Origin of the sequence: Lentilactobacillus parafarraginis DSM 18390 = JCM 14109 (genome assembly GCF_001435895.1) — a bacterium.
In the GTDB taxonomy this organism is placed as follows: Bacteria; Bacillota; Bacilli; order Lactobacillales; family Lactobacillaceae; genus Lentilactobacillus; species Lentilactobacillus parafarraginis.
This window is the reverse complement of record NZ_AZFZ01000029.1, coordinates 1-17983: the sequence shown is the minus strand read 5'-3', so window position 1 is coordinate 17983 and position 17983 is coordinate 1. Positions and strand designations below refer to the sequence as shown.

The following is a 17983-nucleotide window of genomic DNA, read 5'->3' as shown; positions in this document are numbered from 1 at the left end:
TTATGTTCAGCTTTACCGTCTACGTCAGCATTATCGGGGCAATTATGTTATTTTTAGGATTTTTTTCTTTTGTCTCGGCAACTTATCATCATGAAAGCCGTTCATGGATTGTGGGGTTAATGGTTGCCGGCATGGCGCTGGTGATCTTTGGTATCGTCACCCTGCCCAAGGATTGGCATAATCAGCTCAGCACCCAGAAAGCAAGAAGCAGCCAATCTACCAAGAAGGCCTCCCTGGCACCGCACCCGCAAAACATGGTTTTTGATGGCGGGGCTAAGAAACGGGCAGCCGCTCATCAACAGCTCAATGAACAGGCCACCCGAAAACAGCTTGCGACCAGCTATCAATCAATGGGCAAACTCACTTTTAATTCAAACCAGAAAACTTACGTCCTGACCATCACCGACTCCGGGTATACCAAGGCAATGGTTTATTTGAAAGCTCACCCCAATCAGGCTAAACAAATTAAGTGGTCGGATAGTGTCGCCAGCTTTGAAAAGACCAGCCGCTCAATCAAAAAAACCTTGGGTCCTGGTTACCAGCTGATTATCAAGGATCACCTTCCAAAACTAACCACCCTCCTGACGCTCAAAGATGGCAAACCCGTTCAAAATTTCGTTAAATAAAAACAATCTAAGATTAATGCCGACTGCGATGGCCCTTACGGCTTCCAACCGGCTCTAATCTTAGATTGTTTTTTTGTTGTCTGAAACGGAAATGGTCGAAACGACCGCCCATTACTTTTTCACAGGCTTGCTGACCGATCAAGCGATGCCAGCGTTCGCATTACGATACCAGCCTTGCTCTGACCATCTGGCGAGTAGCCCCACCATCAGCACAGGTAATCACGGTCATCACCTTATGCTTGGTCGGCTTGGTGTATCGCCAATTATATTCGTTAATCACAATGTTCTTGGTAACGCGATATTTATAAGTATGCAGGCCATTGGTGGCGGTGATGGTGTTTCCCCTATGCAGATTTTGCAAATTGCTCAGCATCGTTGAATTCTCAAAGTTATGGCCGAAGACAACGTAATTGCCCTTTCCCAGCTTCTGATTTGCCCGCAGGGTGGCCACTCCCACGGCTAAATGGGCATTGGTGACCTGATACAGGATTGGCAGATGAACATTAATTGCCGGGATATTCAAGTACGCAACCGTCGCCCGTTTATTTTGGGCCGATTGTGAAACGGATTTAACCGCGTCACCGTTTGAAAAGTTTCTCACCTTCGCAGGATGACTCTCCCAGTGCTTTTGCCGATCATTTTGAACTAAGGTCGACTTTGGCAAATGAGCCAACTGCGCCTGATTATGCCTTACCAGCAGCATTGCAAGCTGCTGGTTAAAAATAAGGCCCAGGCAAAGCAAAACAAGGACCCCCAAGAGTCCCCAAACGGCTAATCGTCTTCCCCGAAAATGCTTTTTGGATCTGTTCATCGAATCGTTCCCCCATTGATTTTCCGTTTTAGCTTGAAACTAAAACTTATTCTAGCATCGAACCTGGATCCGGGTCATTTTGGTGACTGCCGGCCTACTACCGATTTCAAAAATTAGCTGGTCCGGCTGGCCTTTCGTCTCAAGACCACCCCCAAGATGCCGATCGCAACCACGATTAATCCCAGGGCAAAGGCATACGCGTAGTGCATCCCCCAGACAAACCAATCCGGATGCGCATCCGGAAAAGTCGTCATCCGGTAACCGGCCCGCAAGCTAATGCCGTGATACAGCAATGTCGTTGCCAGCGCCAAGCCAATCGACATCCCCAGGTTTCTTCCGAGAGCGGCAATTGAACCGGCGATTCCCTGAAACTCTTTGCCGGCATTTCCCATGATCATCGGGTTGTTCTGGAAAGCCCCGTTGGCGCAACCGAAGAAAGCCAGCCCAATTACCAGCCACAGGAGTGACCACTGGGGCGTTACCAAGATAAAAATAATTTCGGGCACTAAAAAAATAAACAGGGCGAAAAATGAAATTTTTTCAGCACCAATGTGGTCTGAAATCGTACCGCCAACCGGCGCGCTAAACACGTTGACAATTGGCACGGCCATCAGGATCAAGCCAGTAATCCCGGCTGATAGCTGCAGGCGATCCTGCAAATAAAATGGCATGATGACGTTGTTAAAGTACCCGCACATGTAGACCAGCATGGCGGAAATAATCCCGAAGGAAAAGCCCAGATTATGAAAAATCCGCAGATCAATCAGCGGCTTGCTTTGCCGACGTTCAATCAGCACAAAAGCGATAATCAAAGCCAAAGTTAATCCTGCCAGGCAAAGAATTTTCCAGTGGCCAAAGCCGATCACCTGCCCCCAAAAGATCATCAAGAAGAAGCTGATAATCATCGCCGCATAGGTAAGATACCCCGGAACATCGATTGCCGGTCGACCAGCATGCCGTTTGGCCCGCGGGAAAAAATGATGGCCCAAGAAATATGCGACAATGCCGATTGGCACGTTAATGAAAAAAATATAGTGCCAGTTCAGCACATTCAGAATAAGCCCGCCAATTCCAGGGCCGGCGATGTTGCCAACTTGCACGAATGAACTGTTCACCCCAAGCGCCAAGCCATGACGGCTCGGTGGAAAGATATCGGTGATGATCCCGAAGTTCGTTGCCATCGTCATCGACGCCCCAAGTGCCTGAAGCATCCTTGAGGCAAGAATGGTTGGTAAATTAACGCTGAGACCGCAGAAAAGGGACCCGGTCACGAAAATCAGCGTACCAATTTGAAACAGACGCACCCGACCAATCTGATCAGATAACCGCCCAAACAAAATTAACAGCACGCAAATCGTTACTAAATAGACCGAAACCACCCACTCGGCTTGATTATTCAAGATATGTAGATCCCGTGACATTTTAGGAACGGCAATGTTCACAATACTGGCGTCAATCGTCGACATGAACGACACAATCGACGTGGACATCAACAGGATCCATTGATTTGGTTGCTTCACGAATCAAGCACCAGCTTTCATGTTAGAAATGACCGGTGGGACCGGCGATGATCGCCACGCATGGCAGGAAATCACCCCCAAGTCCCTAGACCGTATGCGTCACAATTGCGCGTTGGGGCTTGCCGACTTCCTCAGAAAACAGAAGATCGACGGCAGCCTTGCCCATCTCTTTTGGATGAAGGTCAACGGAGTGAAAGTGCTGGTCGGTTAGCTCGTTGGGAAGCGAATTATTAAAGCCAATAACTTCAATTGATTTGTCCGGAAACAGCGCTTTAAATCGATGGTAAATTAACAAACCGGTGTAGTCGTCCGTTGCCACGATCCCATCCATTTGGGGATTGGCAATGATCAACTGCGTCAGTTGGGAATCATTATCATCGGGAACCGCAAAGATAACCGGTTTGCGATTTGTTTGGGCCATTTCCTTTAGGTACCCTTCGCGGCGGTCCAACTCATACGGCCATCCATTTGGGGACTCCGCAAACACGGGGTGACTAACTTGATAATGATTAATCAAAAATCGGGTAGCGTCCGCGCCGGCCTTAACATTGTTGTTATCAACGTAGGGCCAATTTTGGCCAGCTGCTGGTTTACCGACGGTCACAAATTCAACATCTTGTTTTCGTAAGAGCTCAATAATGGGGTCATTAATGTGAGAATATAACAAAATGAATCGCTTAATTTGGGCACGGTTAATCATTGATTTAACATTTTCGAGAACCTGTTCCGTTGCGTTTCCGATTGCAACAGACAGGACAAAGTTTTTGGCCGTTAAGCGTTCATTAATCCCTCGTAATAGACCCACATAAAAAATGTTGTCAACCACCCGATTGTTAACGGGGAAAATAACCCCGACGGCGTTAGCCTCCTGATTGGTTAAATTACGAGCGTTATAGTTAGGCTGATAGCCAAGATGGGCCGCCATTTGCTTAACTTTCTTACGAGTGCGCGCACTAATGCGCTGATTATCATTAAGGGCCCGAGAAACGGTTGAAACTGAGAGCCCCATTTGTTTGGCGATATCACGAATTGTTGCCATAGCTTTTTCTTCCTATCTATAGAGATCATTTGTCGAGATGGTTTTGAAAATTTCGAACGTATTAAGATTCTATTTCAATTATTAATATTCAGTCATCCGACTAGATTTTGCAAGTGTTGTGTGATAATTTCATCTTATGAGGTGAAAGCGAATATGAAAACGAGTAAATCATTAGCCGCCATTTTTGTGACGGTTGCCGGCCTTGGGCTTGTCCTCGCCGGGTGTGGGACTTCTTCCAATAAGGGGTCATCCAATCAAAGCAGTAAGACTAGTATGCAGAACAACCCCGTTGCCCACAAATCGGCAAAAACCGCGTTAACCGCTTCCGATAATCTGTGGTATATGAACGGAGCAATCAATGACAAGAGTAAAACTGGCATTGATGCCTATCGGTTCGATAAGAAGCACCATACCGTTACCATTTATAGTGTTTCCAAAATGTATAAAACTTATCAGGCCGCCAAAAAAGCTAATGATTTGAATAAACAGGGGACCTTAAAATACACTTTCAAAAATCAATCAGCTAATAAACCCATTATTTATATGAAGGGAAAGTTATCTGATATTCCAATGGATCAAACCGTCACCGTTAAAAGTAAGGTAAACGGCAAGAATCACACCAGCAACTTGTCCGTTACCGGCTTCAAGGTTGTTCGCAACCTGGATGACGATAATGCCGCTCAAGTTTTAGTGACCCCCGCAAAATAATGAAGCATTGATAAAGACCACCGTTTCAACTCCGACTGTTTTAGTCAGGGAAGACGCGGTGGCCTTTTTAATAACGGTTTTGAAAGGCTTAAGCCAGTGAATCCCATGCCGGCAACTCGATTGGTGCCTGCTTGAGAAGCGCTTGCTGTTTAGTCGTTAAATACTTCTTACGAACGACAACTTCATACACGTAATCGTCCATCCAATCCGGACTCATGGTGAAATAACCCTTCTCACCATTCTTGTCACCCCAAGAATTCTCAACCTTCCATTTGGTTGGCTGATCCTGATCATCAAGATCGACCCCCGTCAACGTCATTGCGTGAGAAACCTCGGCCTGGTGATATTCCAACCGTTGTGCCTTGGTCATGCCAAGATCAACGGCAAACAACTCAGAGTACCGATAAAGGTGACTATCCAGATACCCTTTCTTACGGTCCATTTGTTCTAAGACGTCGTTACCGAACCAAACACCCTCACCATCTTTTAATTGCGCAATCGCTGTCCTTGTCAATTCAGTCATCGGCAAGTTCAAAAATTCAATGTGCTTACCGCCCTGAACGTTGTCCTGACTTGGTAACGAGTAGCGCTTATCGTAATCCTTGTCTGGGGAGTTGGCGATCACCACATAATCGTCGAGATCAACATCAAAGTACTGGGCGTAAAATTCTTGGGGCGTTAATCCGGTAACTTTATGGTACTTTTTGTCGTCATCCCGGTAGGCAAAATCAACCTGAGTTGGCGGCTCGCCAAACGAATAGGCGACAATGTGATAAACGTCATCGAGCATGTGCTTGCGAGCAGCTTCAATTTCTTCATCCGATTTACCGGCATTCACCATATTGCGAAGCTGCATCCCGTCGATTCGCAGTTTGCGATTCATGACGGCATCAAAAGCAGCGGTATTTTCAACGTTACTGGTTTCCGGATAATCGGAAACCGGCACCACCCCGTACTTTTGAACCAAGGCCGCCGCCATTGCCCACTGACCGCCGTCTTCGCCGGGCATCCCCAGATAGAACGCCACTTCACGGTCATTGGCTGGCCGGTCGGCAGTTGCAATCATCCGACTGTAATAGATGTTGGCCCGTTCAATTTTATCCCAGAAAAATAAATACTTCTGCGACAAATTAAAATCCTTCACCTTGTATTTTTTCGCAAAACCATGGCGCAAAGTGTTCACCAATGAAAACAGCCAGCAGCGGCCACTCTGTTTCTGGTTGGTGACCGATCCGGTTTGCAAATCAACGGAAAATACCGGGTTTAAACGCACCGCGGCGTTTGGATCCTCGGCTGCCGGATTAATCCCGTTTTGGGTAATGATGCGTGATAGAACGTCACTTTTGGGCGTGTTCACGAATTCTTGATGCAGTTGAGCAAGGTCATCCTTGTCCAGGGCATAGTCGATTTCAGTCATGTACGAAAACCTCCCGATTCAATTTGGTTATTATCAATATTGTAGAGCTTTATTGTCGAATCAGCAATCAGGATAATTAATGACGTTGACCGCCATCTTCAGCCGGTTGAGCGGATTTCGAAAAAATAATTCTCAGGTAGTGCCAGCTTATCCAAATGAAGACCACGGCCAGACCCCCACTAATGATGATCAACCAGGCAATCCCATTAAGTAAGATCAACCAGGTAATCGCCAAGGCAATCAATGCCAGGACGATCACCGGCAGAAGGGAGAGTACCCGCAGCCAGCGGGGAACCCTGGTATTTTTCCAAAATTCGGGACACGCGTCGATAAAGAAAAATGAGATAGCATCAGTAATTGCGTCAAACCAATCCAATTTATGTAATAGCCTCCTTGAGAGTTGCCTTCGGTTCACGATCTTAAATTCCACTATACAAATTAATGCTTCAAATTGTCAACACCATGCCAGGCGGCTAACCACCCTGCTCATTTGGCATCCCCGAATTTGCGCTTCGTTCGAGCAGCCGGTCAACCTTCGCCAAGTAAACCAAACTGACCACCATCAGCACGCCAAACACGCCAACAATCAGCCACCAGCTTGATACTTACGTCGGCCCACTACCCGTGGCTGTGGCGGGTGCCCAGTCCGCGACCGCATGAATGATGATGACCCACAGTAACGTGTTGGTCATCACCCGGATCACGCACAGGAACAAACCAAATGCCATTGCGTAAACCACCTGCTGAAGCACGGCCTGCAAGTTTCCACCGATTACATTCGTGATATGAATGAGTCCGAAGATAATCGATGAATAGATTGCCGAGCGGGTCAGCTGATACGACCGGCTTCGATACTGCATGTTGGCCATGAAAACTGAAAAGAAGGTCCCGCGAAATAAACTTTCTTCAAAAATTCCGGTGCCCAAAGCAATCAACGTTGTCGCCAAAATGGCCTTTGAATGAAGCGTTACGGCAAACATTGCCGGCCACTGTGCGGCAAAAGCAAAGATGACAAACGCCACCACCAGAACCCAAGTCCACAATTTGAGAGGAGCCGTTATCCGGACACGTTTCTGGAAGACTTTCCACGAACCCAGTGACCAATAAACTAATCCAGCGGTTATCACGCTGTACCCGCAAATAAAAATGGCAGTTGTAAGCAGCTGACTCCCATACACGAAAAATCCCAAAATAATATAAAATATCATCAAGATGATGCCAAGGCTGAGTTGCTTTCCCCAGGGCCACCGATTTTCAATGATCATGATTCAAGCCAGCTTTCTCCAAACAATCGGGTCACTCAATTATCTAATTCTAATATTTTAATCAAATTATCATATTTAATGTGACTCGTCAATGGTGCTGTTAAAGAATCGGTTCTCACAGCCCATAAAAAAACACCACCCATTAATGTGAGTGGTGCTCATTGATGACAACGCTTAGTGCACCCGTTTTCGCAAAAACGGAATTACAAACATCGCAATCACAGCCCCGACCAATCCTTGAATCAGGTTGGTAAAGATTCCGAGATAGCCGGCGTAGATTGTGTATAGAAATGAATCGGCGAAAAAGTAGCCGACCACCATGACCAAGGCTGCCACGATCACCGCAATCACGCTGGCATACTTCTTAGCACTGCGATGAGCCAACCACCCAGCAACAACGCCTTCCAGTCCGTGGACAATAAATGAAAAAATCGAATAATTGCTGTAACCAGTCAGAATATCAAGCAAGAAGCCGCTTAAAGCCCCAACAACGCCCCCAACCTTGGGCCCGAGTAACAGGGCACTAATCAGAATCCCGGCGTCACAGAGGTTAAAATTCCCGTGAGTTCCCGGAATGGGGATTGGCGGAATCGCCATACTAACGGCAAGGGTCGCGGCAACAAACATCGCCGTTAAAATGACCGTTCGGAATTGACTGCTGTGCCCAACACTTTTATTATCCATTATTTCGATTACCTTCTAACGTATAGTCTTTGAGATTTTCCTCAGTGAAATCATACCGCGCCCGTTGACCACCGATCAACTTTGGCCGTGATGCTAGTGCAACGACATTAGCCGCGCCAACTTTTCGATGGTTCATGCGGACTGGCAGCTGCACAAATTTAACGTGCATGCCAATTTCCGTTCCGCCAATGTCGATGCCGCCAAACGCGGTAATGTGTTCAACCTCAACGGGATCGGTCATTCGTTGATAAGCAGCTACCTGCGTGCCACCGCCAGCATGAATTGCCGGAACCACCGAGACAATTTCTAAATTGTGTTGTTCGGCAACCTCACGTTCGACCAACAATGCCCGGTTAATGTGCTCACAACCTTGAATTGCAATATGAATACCCCGCGGCAGCAAAAAGTCTTCCAGGGTTTCCACAACGGCTTTACCAACATCGAGTCGGGAATTGGTTCCCTTCCAATCCCCGCTGATTTCACTGGTGCTGCAGCCAACAACGAAGATGCCGTTCTTTGGAAATGACACCCGATCAAAGTACTCCGTCAATACGTCACTTAAGTCGTTCTTAATGGTTGATAATGTCGGCATTAGAATTCCCCTCTTCTTTGACCCAGCGTGAATTTAGTGACATCACTCAGGGTTTTCGTCAAATCCATCCCATACTTACGCTGTTCCGGTGCCTGCTTAGCGGTTCGGGTAACCGCTTCATAGGTGCCCATCACCGCGCGTTGAACCGCACTTTCAAATGTTATGCCAAAATCAAGATAGCCACAGAGTAGTGCCGTAAACAGATCCCCGGTACCATAAAAGTGACCCGTTACCAACGGCGCGCCGTTCCAGCTCAACTGGCCGTCACGCTCGAAACACGATCCCATCCCAGCATCTCGATGAACGCTGGTCACAACCACCCGCGGATGGTTATCAAAATCCCGGGTAAGCTTGTCGATGGCCGCTAAGATATCTGCATCGCTGGATTCCGGTACCAAATGCGTATGGGTCAACAGCGCCAGTTCGGTGATGTTCGGCGTAATCACGGTGGCCGTGGCAATCAGCTTCTTAACCGCATCGACATACGCCGCGTCAAAGCCGTCGTAGAGCGCCCCCTGATCACCAAGAACCGGGTCGACAATTACCCGATTGATAGCTGATTTCGTTAAAAAATCAGCCAGTAACTCACACGTCTTCGCACTGCCAACATAGCCAACCACTGCCCCGCTCAAATCCAGATCGCTGACGGTTCGCCAATGTTTCAATGCTCGCTTAATCCAGTCGTCAGTCTTCAACACCGCCGGCTTACCAAACCCTTCTGTTTGTGTAGAGAGGACTTCCGTCGGTACAGCAGCCGTTTGAATGCCAAACCCGGAAAATATTGAAATTGCGGCCGTTGTGGACATCCGCCCCACGGCAGAAAAATCCTCTGCGACCAATACGCTTGCCTGCGTCATTCTCGTTCCCCCTACCCACTGAAATAAAATAACTCCAGCCTATTGTACCGCAGAATGACCTGAAATTAATAGTTCACTCAGAAAATGGATCCAATTCTCATTAAAAGTAGCCTAATTATACCAAGATTTAGCCGAAAGTGAGAAAATTAGGGTGCATAGGTCGGATTGTTTGCTTTGATGTGTTCAGGAGGAATTAGCGATGACCTTTTCAACCAAGAATAGCCTGACAACCCTCTTTCAAACCTTCATCATGGGGGCCATTGACGCCTATACCTTTCAGAACTTTGCCGGCTCGTTTGTGAGTGCGCAAACCGGAAACCTGGTCGTTTTCGCTTACGAGTTAGTCTCTAAGGGCTGGCAAACCGCTTACGTGCGCCTGCCGGTCCTCATTGGGTTTTTAATCGGAGCGTTTATCTCCCAAGCTGCTAAGCACTTGCCATTTTCTGACCGAAATCGGTTTATCATCCTATTAGCATTCAGCACTTTATTACTGGCAATTGTTGACGGCACCATTCTATTAGGCGCTGGTGAATTGACGATTTTATTTATCCTGGGGTTCTTTTCCGGTTACGAGTTAACGGTTTTCAATAAAATTGGCGGCACCAGCGTCAATAACGGCATTATGACCGGAAACCTCAAGAACTTTTCCAACAACGTTTATGAAGCCATTTTTAGCCGCAATCACCAAGCACTCTTACAGGCGGGGTTCTTCTTGAGCGGCATCATGATGTTTGTGCTCGGAATCATATTTAGCGCGTACTGGCTCCATGCCGTTGGGCCGAATGTTTTGTTAGTCGCAATGGTGATTAATATTTTTCTCATCGTTATGATGGTCGGTTTCAAGAACAAACCTCAGACTGATTAAGGATCCACGTCCCGTGATGTTTGAAGAATTGACTTTCACCGAGTTTTAAGCTATCCTAGATTAAAATTTGATTAGCTTACGAATTTAGAACTTTAAGGAGAAGAGTAACCGGCAGCACCCATTTCAGAAAGCTCGGCTGATGGAATCGGGCATGGGGTTTCCGGTGAAGATGAGCTCCCGTTTACATGGTTTTGTTCACGCAGAATCATCGGTAGGAACCGTTAACTTCCCGGATATCATTTGGTATCGTTAAGGCACCTCCAGTAGGTGTGAACAAGGGTGGTAACGCGAGCATTCGCCCCTTAGCTGTCAACTGGCAGTTAGGGGCGAATGCTTTTTTTGTAAGCTGATTATGAATACTATTTTAGGAGGAGTTAATTATGACAGAAGCAACTCAAGTTAAATTTCCATACCGTTACGACGTTGTGGGAAGCTTACTGCGAACCCAAGCGCTAAAGGACGCCCACAAACAATTCAAGGACGGGGCGATTGACGAAAAGCAGCTGCGGGCGATTCAACATGAAGAAACCAAGAAAATCGTTAACAAACAGGTTGAATTGGGTTTAAAGGACGTTACCGATGGTGAATTCAACCGTTCCTGGTGGCATTTGGACTTTCTGTGGGGACTCGGTGGCGTCGGCCATTACGACTATCACAAGAGTTACAAATTCCACGGCAGCAAAACGCGAACCGATAACGCGGACCTGGTTGATAAGATCGCCTATAACCCCAACCATCCCTTCTTTGATAGTTTCCAGTTCTTGCAATCGATTACCCCGGATGGCGTCACCCCTAAACAAACCATTCCATCACCAACAATGATGTTTCGCGATAACCGTAGTGATAACTGGGCTAAATTTTACGATTCCTGGGACGCCTATCTCACCGATCTGGCTGCTGCCTACCACGAAACTATTCAACATTTTTATGATCTTGGCTGTCGCTACATCCAACTAGACGACACAACGTGGGCGTTTCTAATCAGTCAATTAAACGAAACTGTTGGAGATGCCGATGAACACCAAAAGTACGTGAAAATGGCTGAGGATGCCGTTCACGTGATTAACCAACTGTTGACAGGGCTCCCGGATGATCTAACGGTAACCACCCATATTTGCCGGGGCAACTTCAAGTCCACTTACCTGTTCTCCGGTGGTTACGATGACATCGCCGACTATCTGGGCGAACTTCACTACGACGGGCTGTTCTTAGAGTATGACAACTCCCGTTCTGGTAACTTTAAACCGCTGAGCCGGATCTGGAATGGCGATCACAACAAACGCTTGGTTCTTGGGCTTATCACCTCCAAAGATCCGAAACTCGAAGATGCCGATCAGGTAATCAACCGGATTCATGAAGCGAGTGCTCAGGTGCCGCTCGAAAATTTGGCGCTGTCAACCCAATGCGGCTTTGCATCAACTGAAGAAGGCAATAAGCTAACGGCTGAACAGCAGTGGGCTAAACTGCAACTGGTTAAGCGAATTGCCGAGAAGGTCTGGGACGTTTAACGCGTGCCTTGGCCCGAAAAGGACCATTAGAACTTAAAAAAATCCACTTCCAAATGATTTTGGAAGCGGATTTTTTAATGTCGGATGTAAGCCACTTTAACCAAGTCTGTGCCTAACCATGCTGTGCAAAAAGCAACGTGTAATCACGCAGATTACACGTTTTGTTTCGAATTACTTGCCGTACTTAACGTAGGTTTTGTTAAGGTTAGCTGTGGCAGCCTTGTAAGCCTTAAGATACTTAGCTTTAGTTGCAGCCTTCTTGGCTTTCTTGTATGAAGCCTTAGCCTTGGCAACCTTTGCTTTAGCATTCTTAACGGCCGTTGGGTGCTTCAAAGTTGCTAACTTAGCTTGAGCCTTCTTGTAAGAAGCATAGGCCTTCTTGTATGACTTAAGGTACTTGGCCTTAGTTGAAGCCTTCTTGGCTTTCTTGTATGAAGCCTTGGCCTTGTTAGCGGATGCCTTAGCTTTGGCAACGGCGGCCTTAGCTGACTTAACAGCTTTGGCCTTCTTTGAGGCAGCTGAGGTTGTAGTGGTAACTGGTGTGGTGCTTGATGATTCGCTAGTTGGCGTCGATGAGCTGGAAACAGTGACCGTTGAGCCGCTGGTTGCAGTCACACCTGAACCACTAGTGGCAGTGGCGGTGACGTTGTCAGTGTTGTTGGTATGTAAGCTTGCTGAAGCTACACTGCCAACGGAAAATAAGGTAACGGCTGCTGTTAGATATAGTAAAGTTTTCTTCATGTATGAATACCCTCCGAGTTATGTTATTCCAAATAAATTAGTTAATTTGGTACAAACAATGATTCATCGGTTAAAATGTTCAAGCCCTACATCCTTAATTACATATCATAATATGTATTTAATCTTTTGTTAAGATCAATTATACTATTTCTATAAAACTTTTTTGAGAATTGAGTGATTATTGTGTTTGTAAAGATAAAGGATTGGCTGTCCAAACGCGCCTACCTGCTGTTTTTCCTCATTATCAGCATTTGGTTCATGGGGTTTGCTAGTTATACGTCGCCGCTATTTTACTTCGACTATTCTCCAGATAACAACTGTTTCTTCACGGTTGGCAAGGCCCTAATGCACGGAATTCTGCCATATAAGGACGTTTTCGAACAAAAAGGCCCCTATGTTTACCTGATTCACGGCATCGCGTCCCTCTTCAACGGTCACTCCCTTCTGGGGATGTTCCCGTTTGAAGTGCTGAGTCTATTTCTATCAATGTACATAGTTTATAAAATCGCCAGAATGTATACTTATCAACTCGCGGCGTGCGCGATTGCAATTTTAATGCCACTATTTCAACTGTTTCACCCTTACTATAACTATGGTGATACGGTGGAATCACTGCTGTTTGCAGCGATGCTGTCACTCATTTACACCTTACTAAAAGCGGACCGCAATCAATTTGTGATTGTGCGCTGGGACTGGACGCTTCAAGGGTTTTTAGTTGGGCTGACCTTTTTGATGAAATACACCTTACTGGGTGGCTGGATCATCTTTTACCTGGCAATGTTTGGGTACTACGTTAAGAAAAAAATGTGGCCGGAAATTTCCAAACTCATTGGCTGGAGCGCGCTGGGGTTTGCGATTGCCGTTGGTCCCTGGTTAATCTTCTTCCTGGCAACTCACTCCCTTGGCGATTTCTTTCACGTTTACTTTTACGAAAACATGCACATTTACATGCTGTCAAACAACTCGGTATTCGCTAAGTTCATCGAGTCACTGACCATTTACAGCAGCTTTCTTCGCCAGGATCCGTTGATCTTTCTCTGCGGTTTTCTGGGATACGTTTACCTATTGTTCAGTCGGTCGGCATTCAAATCAGCTTGGGGCAAAATGTTATTTGTCATGATGATGGTCGTCAACGCGGCTTTCATTGTCTACGGCTACCATTCTGGGCAAGTGTACCAGTACTATGAACTCGCCTTCTTCCCGTACCTGGTTATCCCCGGGGTGTTTGCACTGATCAACGCGATTAAGCGGTTCGACGTCAAAATTACCGAGAAAAACGAATCCATGGTCCTAATCAGTTGCGCACTGCTCAGTTTCTTCCTCGTTTTGGGGGTCAACGACAACATTTTAAGTTCGCGAATCTTTCCGAATAACGGTTCCGTTACCCTTAATCAGACCAACAAACCGCAGCAGCCCGCCCAAATTGAGTTTGGCCGTATCATGCGGGCCCAAAGTAAGGGCCGACCAACAATGCTCAATTACGGTTCAATTGACATGGGCTTTTACACCACGTCCGGCGCCCTGCCGAGTACTTACTATTTCCAGAACTATAACATTCCGCATAGTAAGGCGCCCGAAATTCTGGACAGTCAACTGAATGTCATCAAAAAGCATCAGGTTCAGTGGGTGGTTCTAAATACCCCGGCTGGTAAGCAAATTAACAAGTGGAACGGCAGCCCCAATATGGCTGGCAAAATTATCAGCGGTAATATCAATCCAGGAACCAAAAAGATTGCTAAGCCGCTACTCAAAAATTACCGCGTGGTCACCAATCACACCCAGAATTTCGAGAGTGCCAACGTGACCTATTGGTTGTTGAAACGAAAATAAGCCCACAAAGGAGATATCGTGACTCATAAACAAGTTGGTTCATCCACTCATGAAAATCACTTATTCACCACCCGTTTTTGGAAGCGTGATGGCCTGATTCTGGGATCGTTTGTTATTTTTAGCATTCTAAATGTCATTTTGTTTGCCAGATATGGTTGGCTTTTTGGGGCCCAAGACTTGCAATTTCACCTCCAGCGAATTGAGGAAGTCTATCAAACTTTGCGCCATCTTAACTTCTTACCGGCGATCGCAACTTATACATTCAACCAAAACGGCTCAGCGGTCATGAGCTTATACCCCAAGCTGCCACTGTACCCGTTCGCACTTTGTCGATTGATAATTGGTCAGCCGATTGTGAGCTATTATGTTGGCATGATCTTCAGCTCGTTTTTAGGACTGATAATCGCCCTTTACAGTTATCAGTCAGTGATTAATCGTCGGCTGTCTGCCTATATTTTTGCCGCCGTATACATGCTTTCGGGGATGACTGTTAATTATAACTTTTATATGGGTGATATCGGGATTACGTACAGTCTTATTTTCTTGCCATTAGCATTTGCCGGACTTTATCATTGGTTAAAATTTGGTAAGTATAAAATGCTGGCCCTTGGTGTGACGTTGATTTGTCTCAGCCACGTGTTAAACACCATCTTTTTAATTTGTACGTTTGTCATCATCACAATTATCAATTATCATGAACTTTCAAAATTTAAATTTTTTCAATTGGCAAAAGCCGTTAGTCTTACGATTCTTTTGACAATCAGCTTTTGGCTTCCTGCCTTCAACTTCTCAAGAACTCAATTGGTAACACCGTATGCTTTTGCTTTGAACGGAGTATCGATAACCCGCTATTTGTCACAGACATTGACGAACCAAATCACATATGGCATTACCCTTTTTTCATTGGCCGGATTCTTGCTTGGCATTGTTTATTATCGACGTCTGACAAGATTTTTAAGACCCTTATTGTGGCTATCAATTGCTTATTTTTTAATCAGCAGTTCCCTGGTTCCATGGCATGCGTTTCAATCAACACCACTTCGACTTATTCAATTTCCATGGCGTCTTTTGATTTTTCCACAATTTTTCTTAACGGTTATTTTTAGCGTCGCAATAACTGAATTATTAAGAGAAATCGCTTCCCGTCGTCTTCGAGGTTCGTTGGTCGCCGTTATTTTGCTGGTCACTGTGTTATTGTCTCTCGATGTTCAACATAATCATATTAAATTCGAGATTAGCTCGCCAGAAATTAACTACCAACTGAGTAAATCCCAGGGATTTAGCTACCATAAGGGACTTGCGTGGTATAAAATCACCAATCAGTATGAATACGAAAACCTCATGGGTCACATTGGCGTTGCGGATTATTTGCCTCAAAAGATGAGAAGCAGTTTTGACACCGTTGCCGCTCCGGAACACTACGCAATAATCGGCAATACTAACGTTGTGATCCCAACAAAAATACAAAGCGGTCCAAATCAAGCGACGATCTCAATCGATGGTCAAAACCCACTTTCTCACGTTGAACTTCCATTTGCCATTTACAATGCCCATTATCGTGTCACGCTAGATGGCAAATCCATACCCCTATCAAAGTCCCACCGAAGCCTATTAACAATTAACCATATATCCTCAGGCCCGCACAAAATTCATGTCGTCTATGAAAACTTCTTAATGACCAGCACAGTCATTCTCCTCAGCCTCTTTGGATTGATTATGCTAATGATGCCATCAAAACAGCAGCGTCCTCGATGAGTCAAAGTCCAACCCACTTTATAAGACATCTTAATTGCCTTCATATCGGTTATGATTTACGATTATGGTAGGTATTGTGAATTAATTACTTATCAATGATAGAGTGGATGATTATAATGACTTTCAATCGACATTTCTACAAAACATTCCCGTTTTGGTGTGGCCTCGTTATCTTAGGCAATCTCTTAATGATGACCGGATCTCCCGTGCTTGGTGGCTTTTGGTGGTACCATGTCATCTGCACATTAATCGGGCTGGTCATGGTTCTATATTCGCTAGTCGCAACGGATTCAAACTGAATCGATCCATATTTGTCACAATTGAGGGCTGAGTATTCGCGCGTCGGATACTCAGCCTTTTTGGGTGGCCGAATTCGTAACTTTTGCTAAAATTACGCGGATCAATTGGCTTTCAACGCCATTTTCAAATTAGTTATGCTATATTAATCATAAATATGTATCAATCAAAGTTGGAAAGGATTTTGTTGATGAAAAGACCCACTGCCGTTGTTGTTGCATTTGGACTTTTATTTGGGCTTGCCGTGAGTCCAATGGAAACACAGGCTGCAAGCAAGAAAACCAGCAGCTACCAAATCGTGAAAACCAAGGATTACTCGCATGTTTACAGCGATAAAAAACACGCTGTCCGCCTACCCTTTCACGCCAAATCCTCAAAAACAGCCTATATGTGGAACAAACAACACACCCAAAAATTGCATAATCTCAAGAACTATCAGGCGACAACCTGGTTTCTTTCAAAATCGGTTGTCCTGAAACACGGTTCGCATAAGCGGGTTTATTATTTGGTCAAAAACACCACCAATTCAATCAGTGGTTATGTCTGGCGAGGAAACTTAGCCAGTGGTTACAGCCCGAAAGGCTACCAAATCATCAAGCAAAAGTGGGCAAACCAGTCCGGATCCTACTACGCCCGTTACTATGGTCAAGACGTCAAAATGTGGAACTATAATCACACCAAGGTGCGCGTTCACCTCAAGAACTTCCCCGGGATGAACTGGTACCGAACGGAAACTGTCGTCATGCGCCACGGCAATAAACGCGCCGTTTACTATTACGTCACCGGAACGCTCCGGGGTAATGGCCGTGACGTCGGCGGCTACGTTTGGCACGGCTACCTTAAACACGGGAAGAATCCCAACCACACCGGTCAAAATTACGTGCCAATCGACGACTTTCAGGGCGACACTGACTACAACCAGTTTGTTAAAACCGCAAAGTATCAGAAACTCACCAAGGCCATTGCCGACTTATTTCCTTACAGCAAAATTGACTATAATCTTTCCCGAATCGCCGCTTATAACTATGACGCAGCGGACCAGTCAATTATGAGTGCTGAGGACGTCACCCCTGTCAGCACCAGCGGCTACAGCAACATCAAGGCATTTCCAACCATTGATCGTTACCTGCTGAAACACGCCACGTGGTCGGACGCAAAGAAGCTCAAAGCCGTTAAGCAACTCTTAGACGAAGCCGGTTACGACGCTACCAAACGTTCGAATATGGCAAATTATCAAATTGGCATTCAGATCATCGATAACGTTCCCGATATTTTAGGCCAAATCGTTGCCAACGATGGCGACGGGTATGCCAACGGTTATGCGATCGTGATTGGCCAAACCGACCCAACCGGAAACTCAAATAATAATGATCAGTCATTTTTCTTCACGGACTAGCATCAAGCACAATTTAAAGAGCCGTTTCAACCACCATAAATGATTGAAGTGAACCCTGCAAGTTGGACACTT

At 45.9% G+C, this 17983-nt stretch carries 17 protein-coding genes; 7 read left to right on the top strand and 10 right to left on the bottom strand.

Features of this window, described 5'->3' with window-relative positions; all coding sequences use genetic code 11:
- Positions 1-2: 2 nt before the first annotated feature.
- On the top strand, positions 3-626 hold the full coding sequence (locus tag FD47_RS07985) for a DUF308 domain-containing protein (protein WP_054734719.1): 624 nt from the start codon (positions 3-5) through the stop codon (positions 624-626).
- A 160-nt stretch (positions 627-786) separates the two neighbouring features.
- Here FD47_RS07985 and FD47_RS07980 read toward each other — a convergent pair whose 3' ends face one another.
- The 3 genes from FD47_RS07980 to FD47_RS07970 form a co-directional block, all read right to left on the bottom strand.
- On the bottom strand, positions 787-1437 hold the full coding sequence (locus tag FD47_RS07980; protein ID WP_008214497.1) for a class A sortase: 651 nt from the start codon (positions 1435-1437) through the stop codon (positions 787-789).
- A gap of 113 nt (positions 1438-1550) precedes the next feature.
- On the bottom strand, positions 1551-2957 hold the full coding sequence (locus FD47_RS07975; RefSeq protein ID WP_054734728.1) for an MFS transporter: 1407 nt from the start codon (positions 2955-2957) through the stop codon (positions 1551-1553).
- Positions 2958-3042: 85 nt separating this feature from the next.
- On the bottom strand, positions 3043-3996 hold the full coding sequence (locus FD47_RS07970) for a LacI family DNA-binding transcriptional regulator (protein ID WP_054734731.1): 954 nt from the start codon (positions 3994-3996) through the stop codon (positions 3043-3045).
- Between the two features lie 153 nt (positions 3997-4149).
- On the opposite strand from FD47_RS07970, the gene FD47_RS07965 reads away from it, so the two are divergent.
- Positions 4150-4704, top strand: coding sequence for a hypothetical protein (locus FD47_RS07965; protein ID WP_008214494.1), 555 nt, complete (start codon positions 4150-4152; stop codon positions 4702-4704).
- Positions 4705-4792: 88 nt separating this feature from the next.
- Here FD47_RS07965 and FD47_RS07960 read toward each other — a convergent pair whose 3' ends face one another.
- The 6 genes from FD47_RS07960 to FD47_RS07935 all read right to left on the bottom strand — a co-directional run bounded on the left by FD47_RS07960 (position 4793) and on the right by FD47_RS07935 (position 9519).
- On the bottom strand, positions 4793-6121 hold the full coding sequence (locus FD47_RS07960; protein WP_054734733.1) for a C1 family peptidase: 1329 nt from the start codon (positions 6119-6121) through the stop codon (positions 4793-4795).
- 76 nt (positions 6122-6197) lie between these two features.
- Positions 6198-6497 (bottom strand): hypothetical protein, encoded by a 300-nt coding sequence (locus tag FD47_RS07955; RefSeq protein ID WP_054734737.1) that lies wholly within the window; start codon positions 6495-6497, stop codon positions 6198-6200.
- Positions 6498-6726: 229 nt separating this feature from the next.
- Complete coding sequence (locus FD47_RS07950; RefSeq protein WP_056980443.1) at positions 6727-7386, bottom strand: CPBP family intramembrane glutamic endopeptidase; 660 nt, start codon at positions 7384-7386, stop codon at positions 6727-6729.
- A 174-nt stretch (positions 7387-7560) separates the two neighbouring features.
- Positions 7561-8070: an ECF transporter S component gene (locus FD47_RS07945; protein ID WP_056980441.1), complete on the bottom strand. Its 510-nt coding sequence runs from the start codon at positions 8068-8070 to the stop codon at positions 7561-7563.
- Positions 8063-8662, bottom strand: coding sequence for a TIGR01440 family protein (locus tag FD47_RS07940; protein WP_054734745.1), 600 nt, complete (start codon positions 8660-8662; stop codon positions 8063-8065). Before FD47_RS07940 ends, FD47_RS07945 begins: the two co-directional genes overlap by 8 nt.
- Positions 8662-9519 carry a PfkB family carbohydrate kinase gene (locus FD47_RS07935; protein ID WP_054734749.1) on the bottom strand — a complete coding sequence of 286 codons (858 nt, stop codon included), beginning with the start codon at positions 9517-9519 and terminating at the stop codon, positions 8662-8664. The genes FD47_RS07940 and FD47_RS07935 overlap by 1 nt, the downstream gene beginning before the upstream one ends.
- A 199-nt stretch (positions 9520-9718) precedes the next feature.
- Here FD47_RS07935 and FD47_RS07930 point away from each other — a divergent pair, with 199 nt between their 5' ends.
- Together FD47_RS07930 and FD47_RS07925 are read left to right on the top strand one after the other, a co-directional pair.
- Positions 9719-10384 (top strand): YoaK family protein, encoded by a 666-nt coding sequence (locus FD47_RS07930; RefSeq protein ID WP_054734752.1) that lies wholly within the window; start codon positions 9719-9721, stop codon positions 10382-10384.
- Positions 10385-10764: 380 nt separating this feature from the next.
- On the top strand, positions 10765-11892 hold the full coding sequence (locus tag FD47_RS07925; RefSeq protein ID WP_054734755.1) for a vitamin B12 independent methionine synthase: 1128 nt from the start codon (positions 10765-10767) through the stop codon (positions 11890-11892).
- 171 nt (positions 11893-12063) lie between these two features.
- Here the strand turns inward: FD47_RS07925 and FD47_RS07920 are convergent, their stop codons facing one another.
- A complete protein-coding gene (locus FD47_RS07920) occupies positions 12064-12633 on the bottom strand; it encodes a hypothetical protein (protein ID WP_054734757.1) in 570 nt (189 codons plus the stop codon).
- Between the two features lie 183 nt (positions 12634-12816).
- Between FD47_RS07920 and FD47_RS07915 the strand changes: the two genes are divergently transcribed.
- From FD47_RS07915 to FD47_RS07905, 3 genes are all read left to right on the top strand, one after another.
- Positions 12817-14463 carry a glycosyltransferase family 39 protein gene (locus FD47_RS07915; RefSeq protein WP_225352858.1) on the top strand — a complete coding sequence of 549 codons (1647 nt, stop codon included), beginning with the start codon at positions 12817-12819 and terminating at the stop codon, positions 14461-14463.
- Between the two features lie 18 nt (positions 14464-14481).
- Complete coding sequence (locus FD47_RS07910; RefSeq protein WP_235806069.1) at positions 14482-16218, top strand: hypothetical protein; 1737 nt, start codon at positions 14482-14484, stop codon at positions 16216-16218.
- Between the two features lie 487 nt (positions 16219-16705).
- The gene (locus FD47_RS07905; RefSeq protein ID WP_225352859.1) at positions 16706-17911 is read left to right on the top strand and encodes a D-alanyl-D-alanine carboxypeptidase; all 1206 of its coding nucleotides are present in this window, start codon (positions 16706-16708) and stop codon (positions 17909-17911) included.
- Positions 17912-17983 lie beyond the last annotated feature (72 nt).

What these genes read in the sequence shown, in the direction of transcription:
- FD47_RS07985 (WP_054734719.1), top strand. Translation starts at nt 3, where the DNA reads ATGTTCAGCTTTACCGTCTACGTCAGCATTATCGGGGCAATTATGTTA.
- FD47_RS07980 (WP_008214497.1), bottom strand. Translation starts at nt 1,437, where the DNA reads ATGAACAGATCCAAAAAGCATTTTCGGGGAAGACGATTAGCCGTTTGG.
- FD47_RS07970 (WP_054734731.1), bottom strand. Translation starts at nt 3,996, where the DNA reads ATGGCAACAATTCGTGATATCGCCAAACAAATGGGGCTCTCAGTTTCA.
- FD47_RS07965 (WP_008214494.1), top strand. Translation starts at nt 4,150, where the DNA reads ATGAAAACGAGTAAATCATTAGCCGCCATTTTTGTGACGGTTGCCGGC.
- FD47_RS07960 (WP_054734733.1), bottom strand. Translation starts at nt 6,121, where the DNA reads ATGACTGAAATCGACTATGCCCTGGACAAGGATGACCTTGCTCAACTG.
- FD47_RS07950 (WP_056980443.1), bottom strand. Translation starts at nt 7,386, where the DNA reads ATGATCATTGAAAATCGGTGGCCCTGGGGAAAGCAACTCAGCCTTGGC.
- FD47_RS07945 (WP_056980441.1), bottom strand. Translation starts at nt 8,070, where the DNA reads ATGGATAATAAAAGTGTTGGGCACAGCAGTCAATTCCGAACGGTCATT.
- FD47_RS07940 (WP_054734745.1), bottom strand. Translation starts at nt 8,662, where the DNA reads ATGCCGACATTATCAACCATTAAGAACGACTTAAGTGACGTATTGACG.
- FD47_RS07935 (WP_054734749.1), bottom strand. Translation starts at nt 9,519, where the DNA reads ATGACGCAGGCAAGCGTATTGGTCGCAGAGGATTTTTCTGCCGTGGGG.
- FD47_RS07930 (WP_054734752.1), top strand. Translation starts at nt 9,719, where the DNA reads ATGACCTTTTCAACCAAGAATAGCCTGACAACCCTCTTTCAAACCTTC.
- FD47_RS07925 (WP_054734755.1), top strand. Translation starts at nt 10,765, where the DNA reads ATGACAGAAGCAACTCAAGTTAAATTTCCATACCGTTACGACGTTGTG.
- FD47_RS07920 (WP_054734757.1), bottom strand. Translation starts at nt 12,633, where the DNA reads ATGAAGAAAACTTTACTATATCTAACAGCAGCCGTTACCTTATTTTCC.
- FD47_RS07905 (WP_225352859.1), top strand. Translation starts at nt 16,706, where the DNA reads ATGAAAAGACCCACTGCCGTTGTTGTTGCATTTGGACTTTTATTTGGG.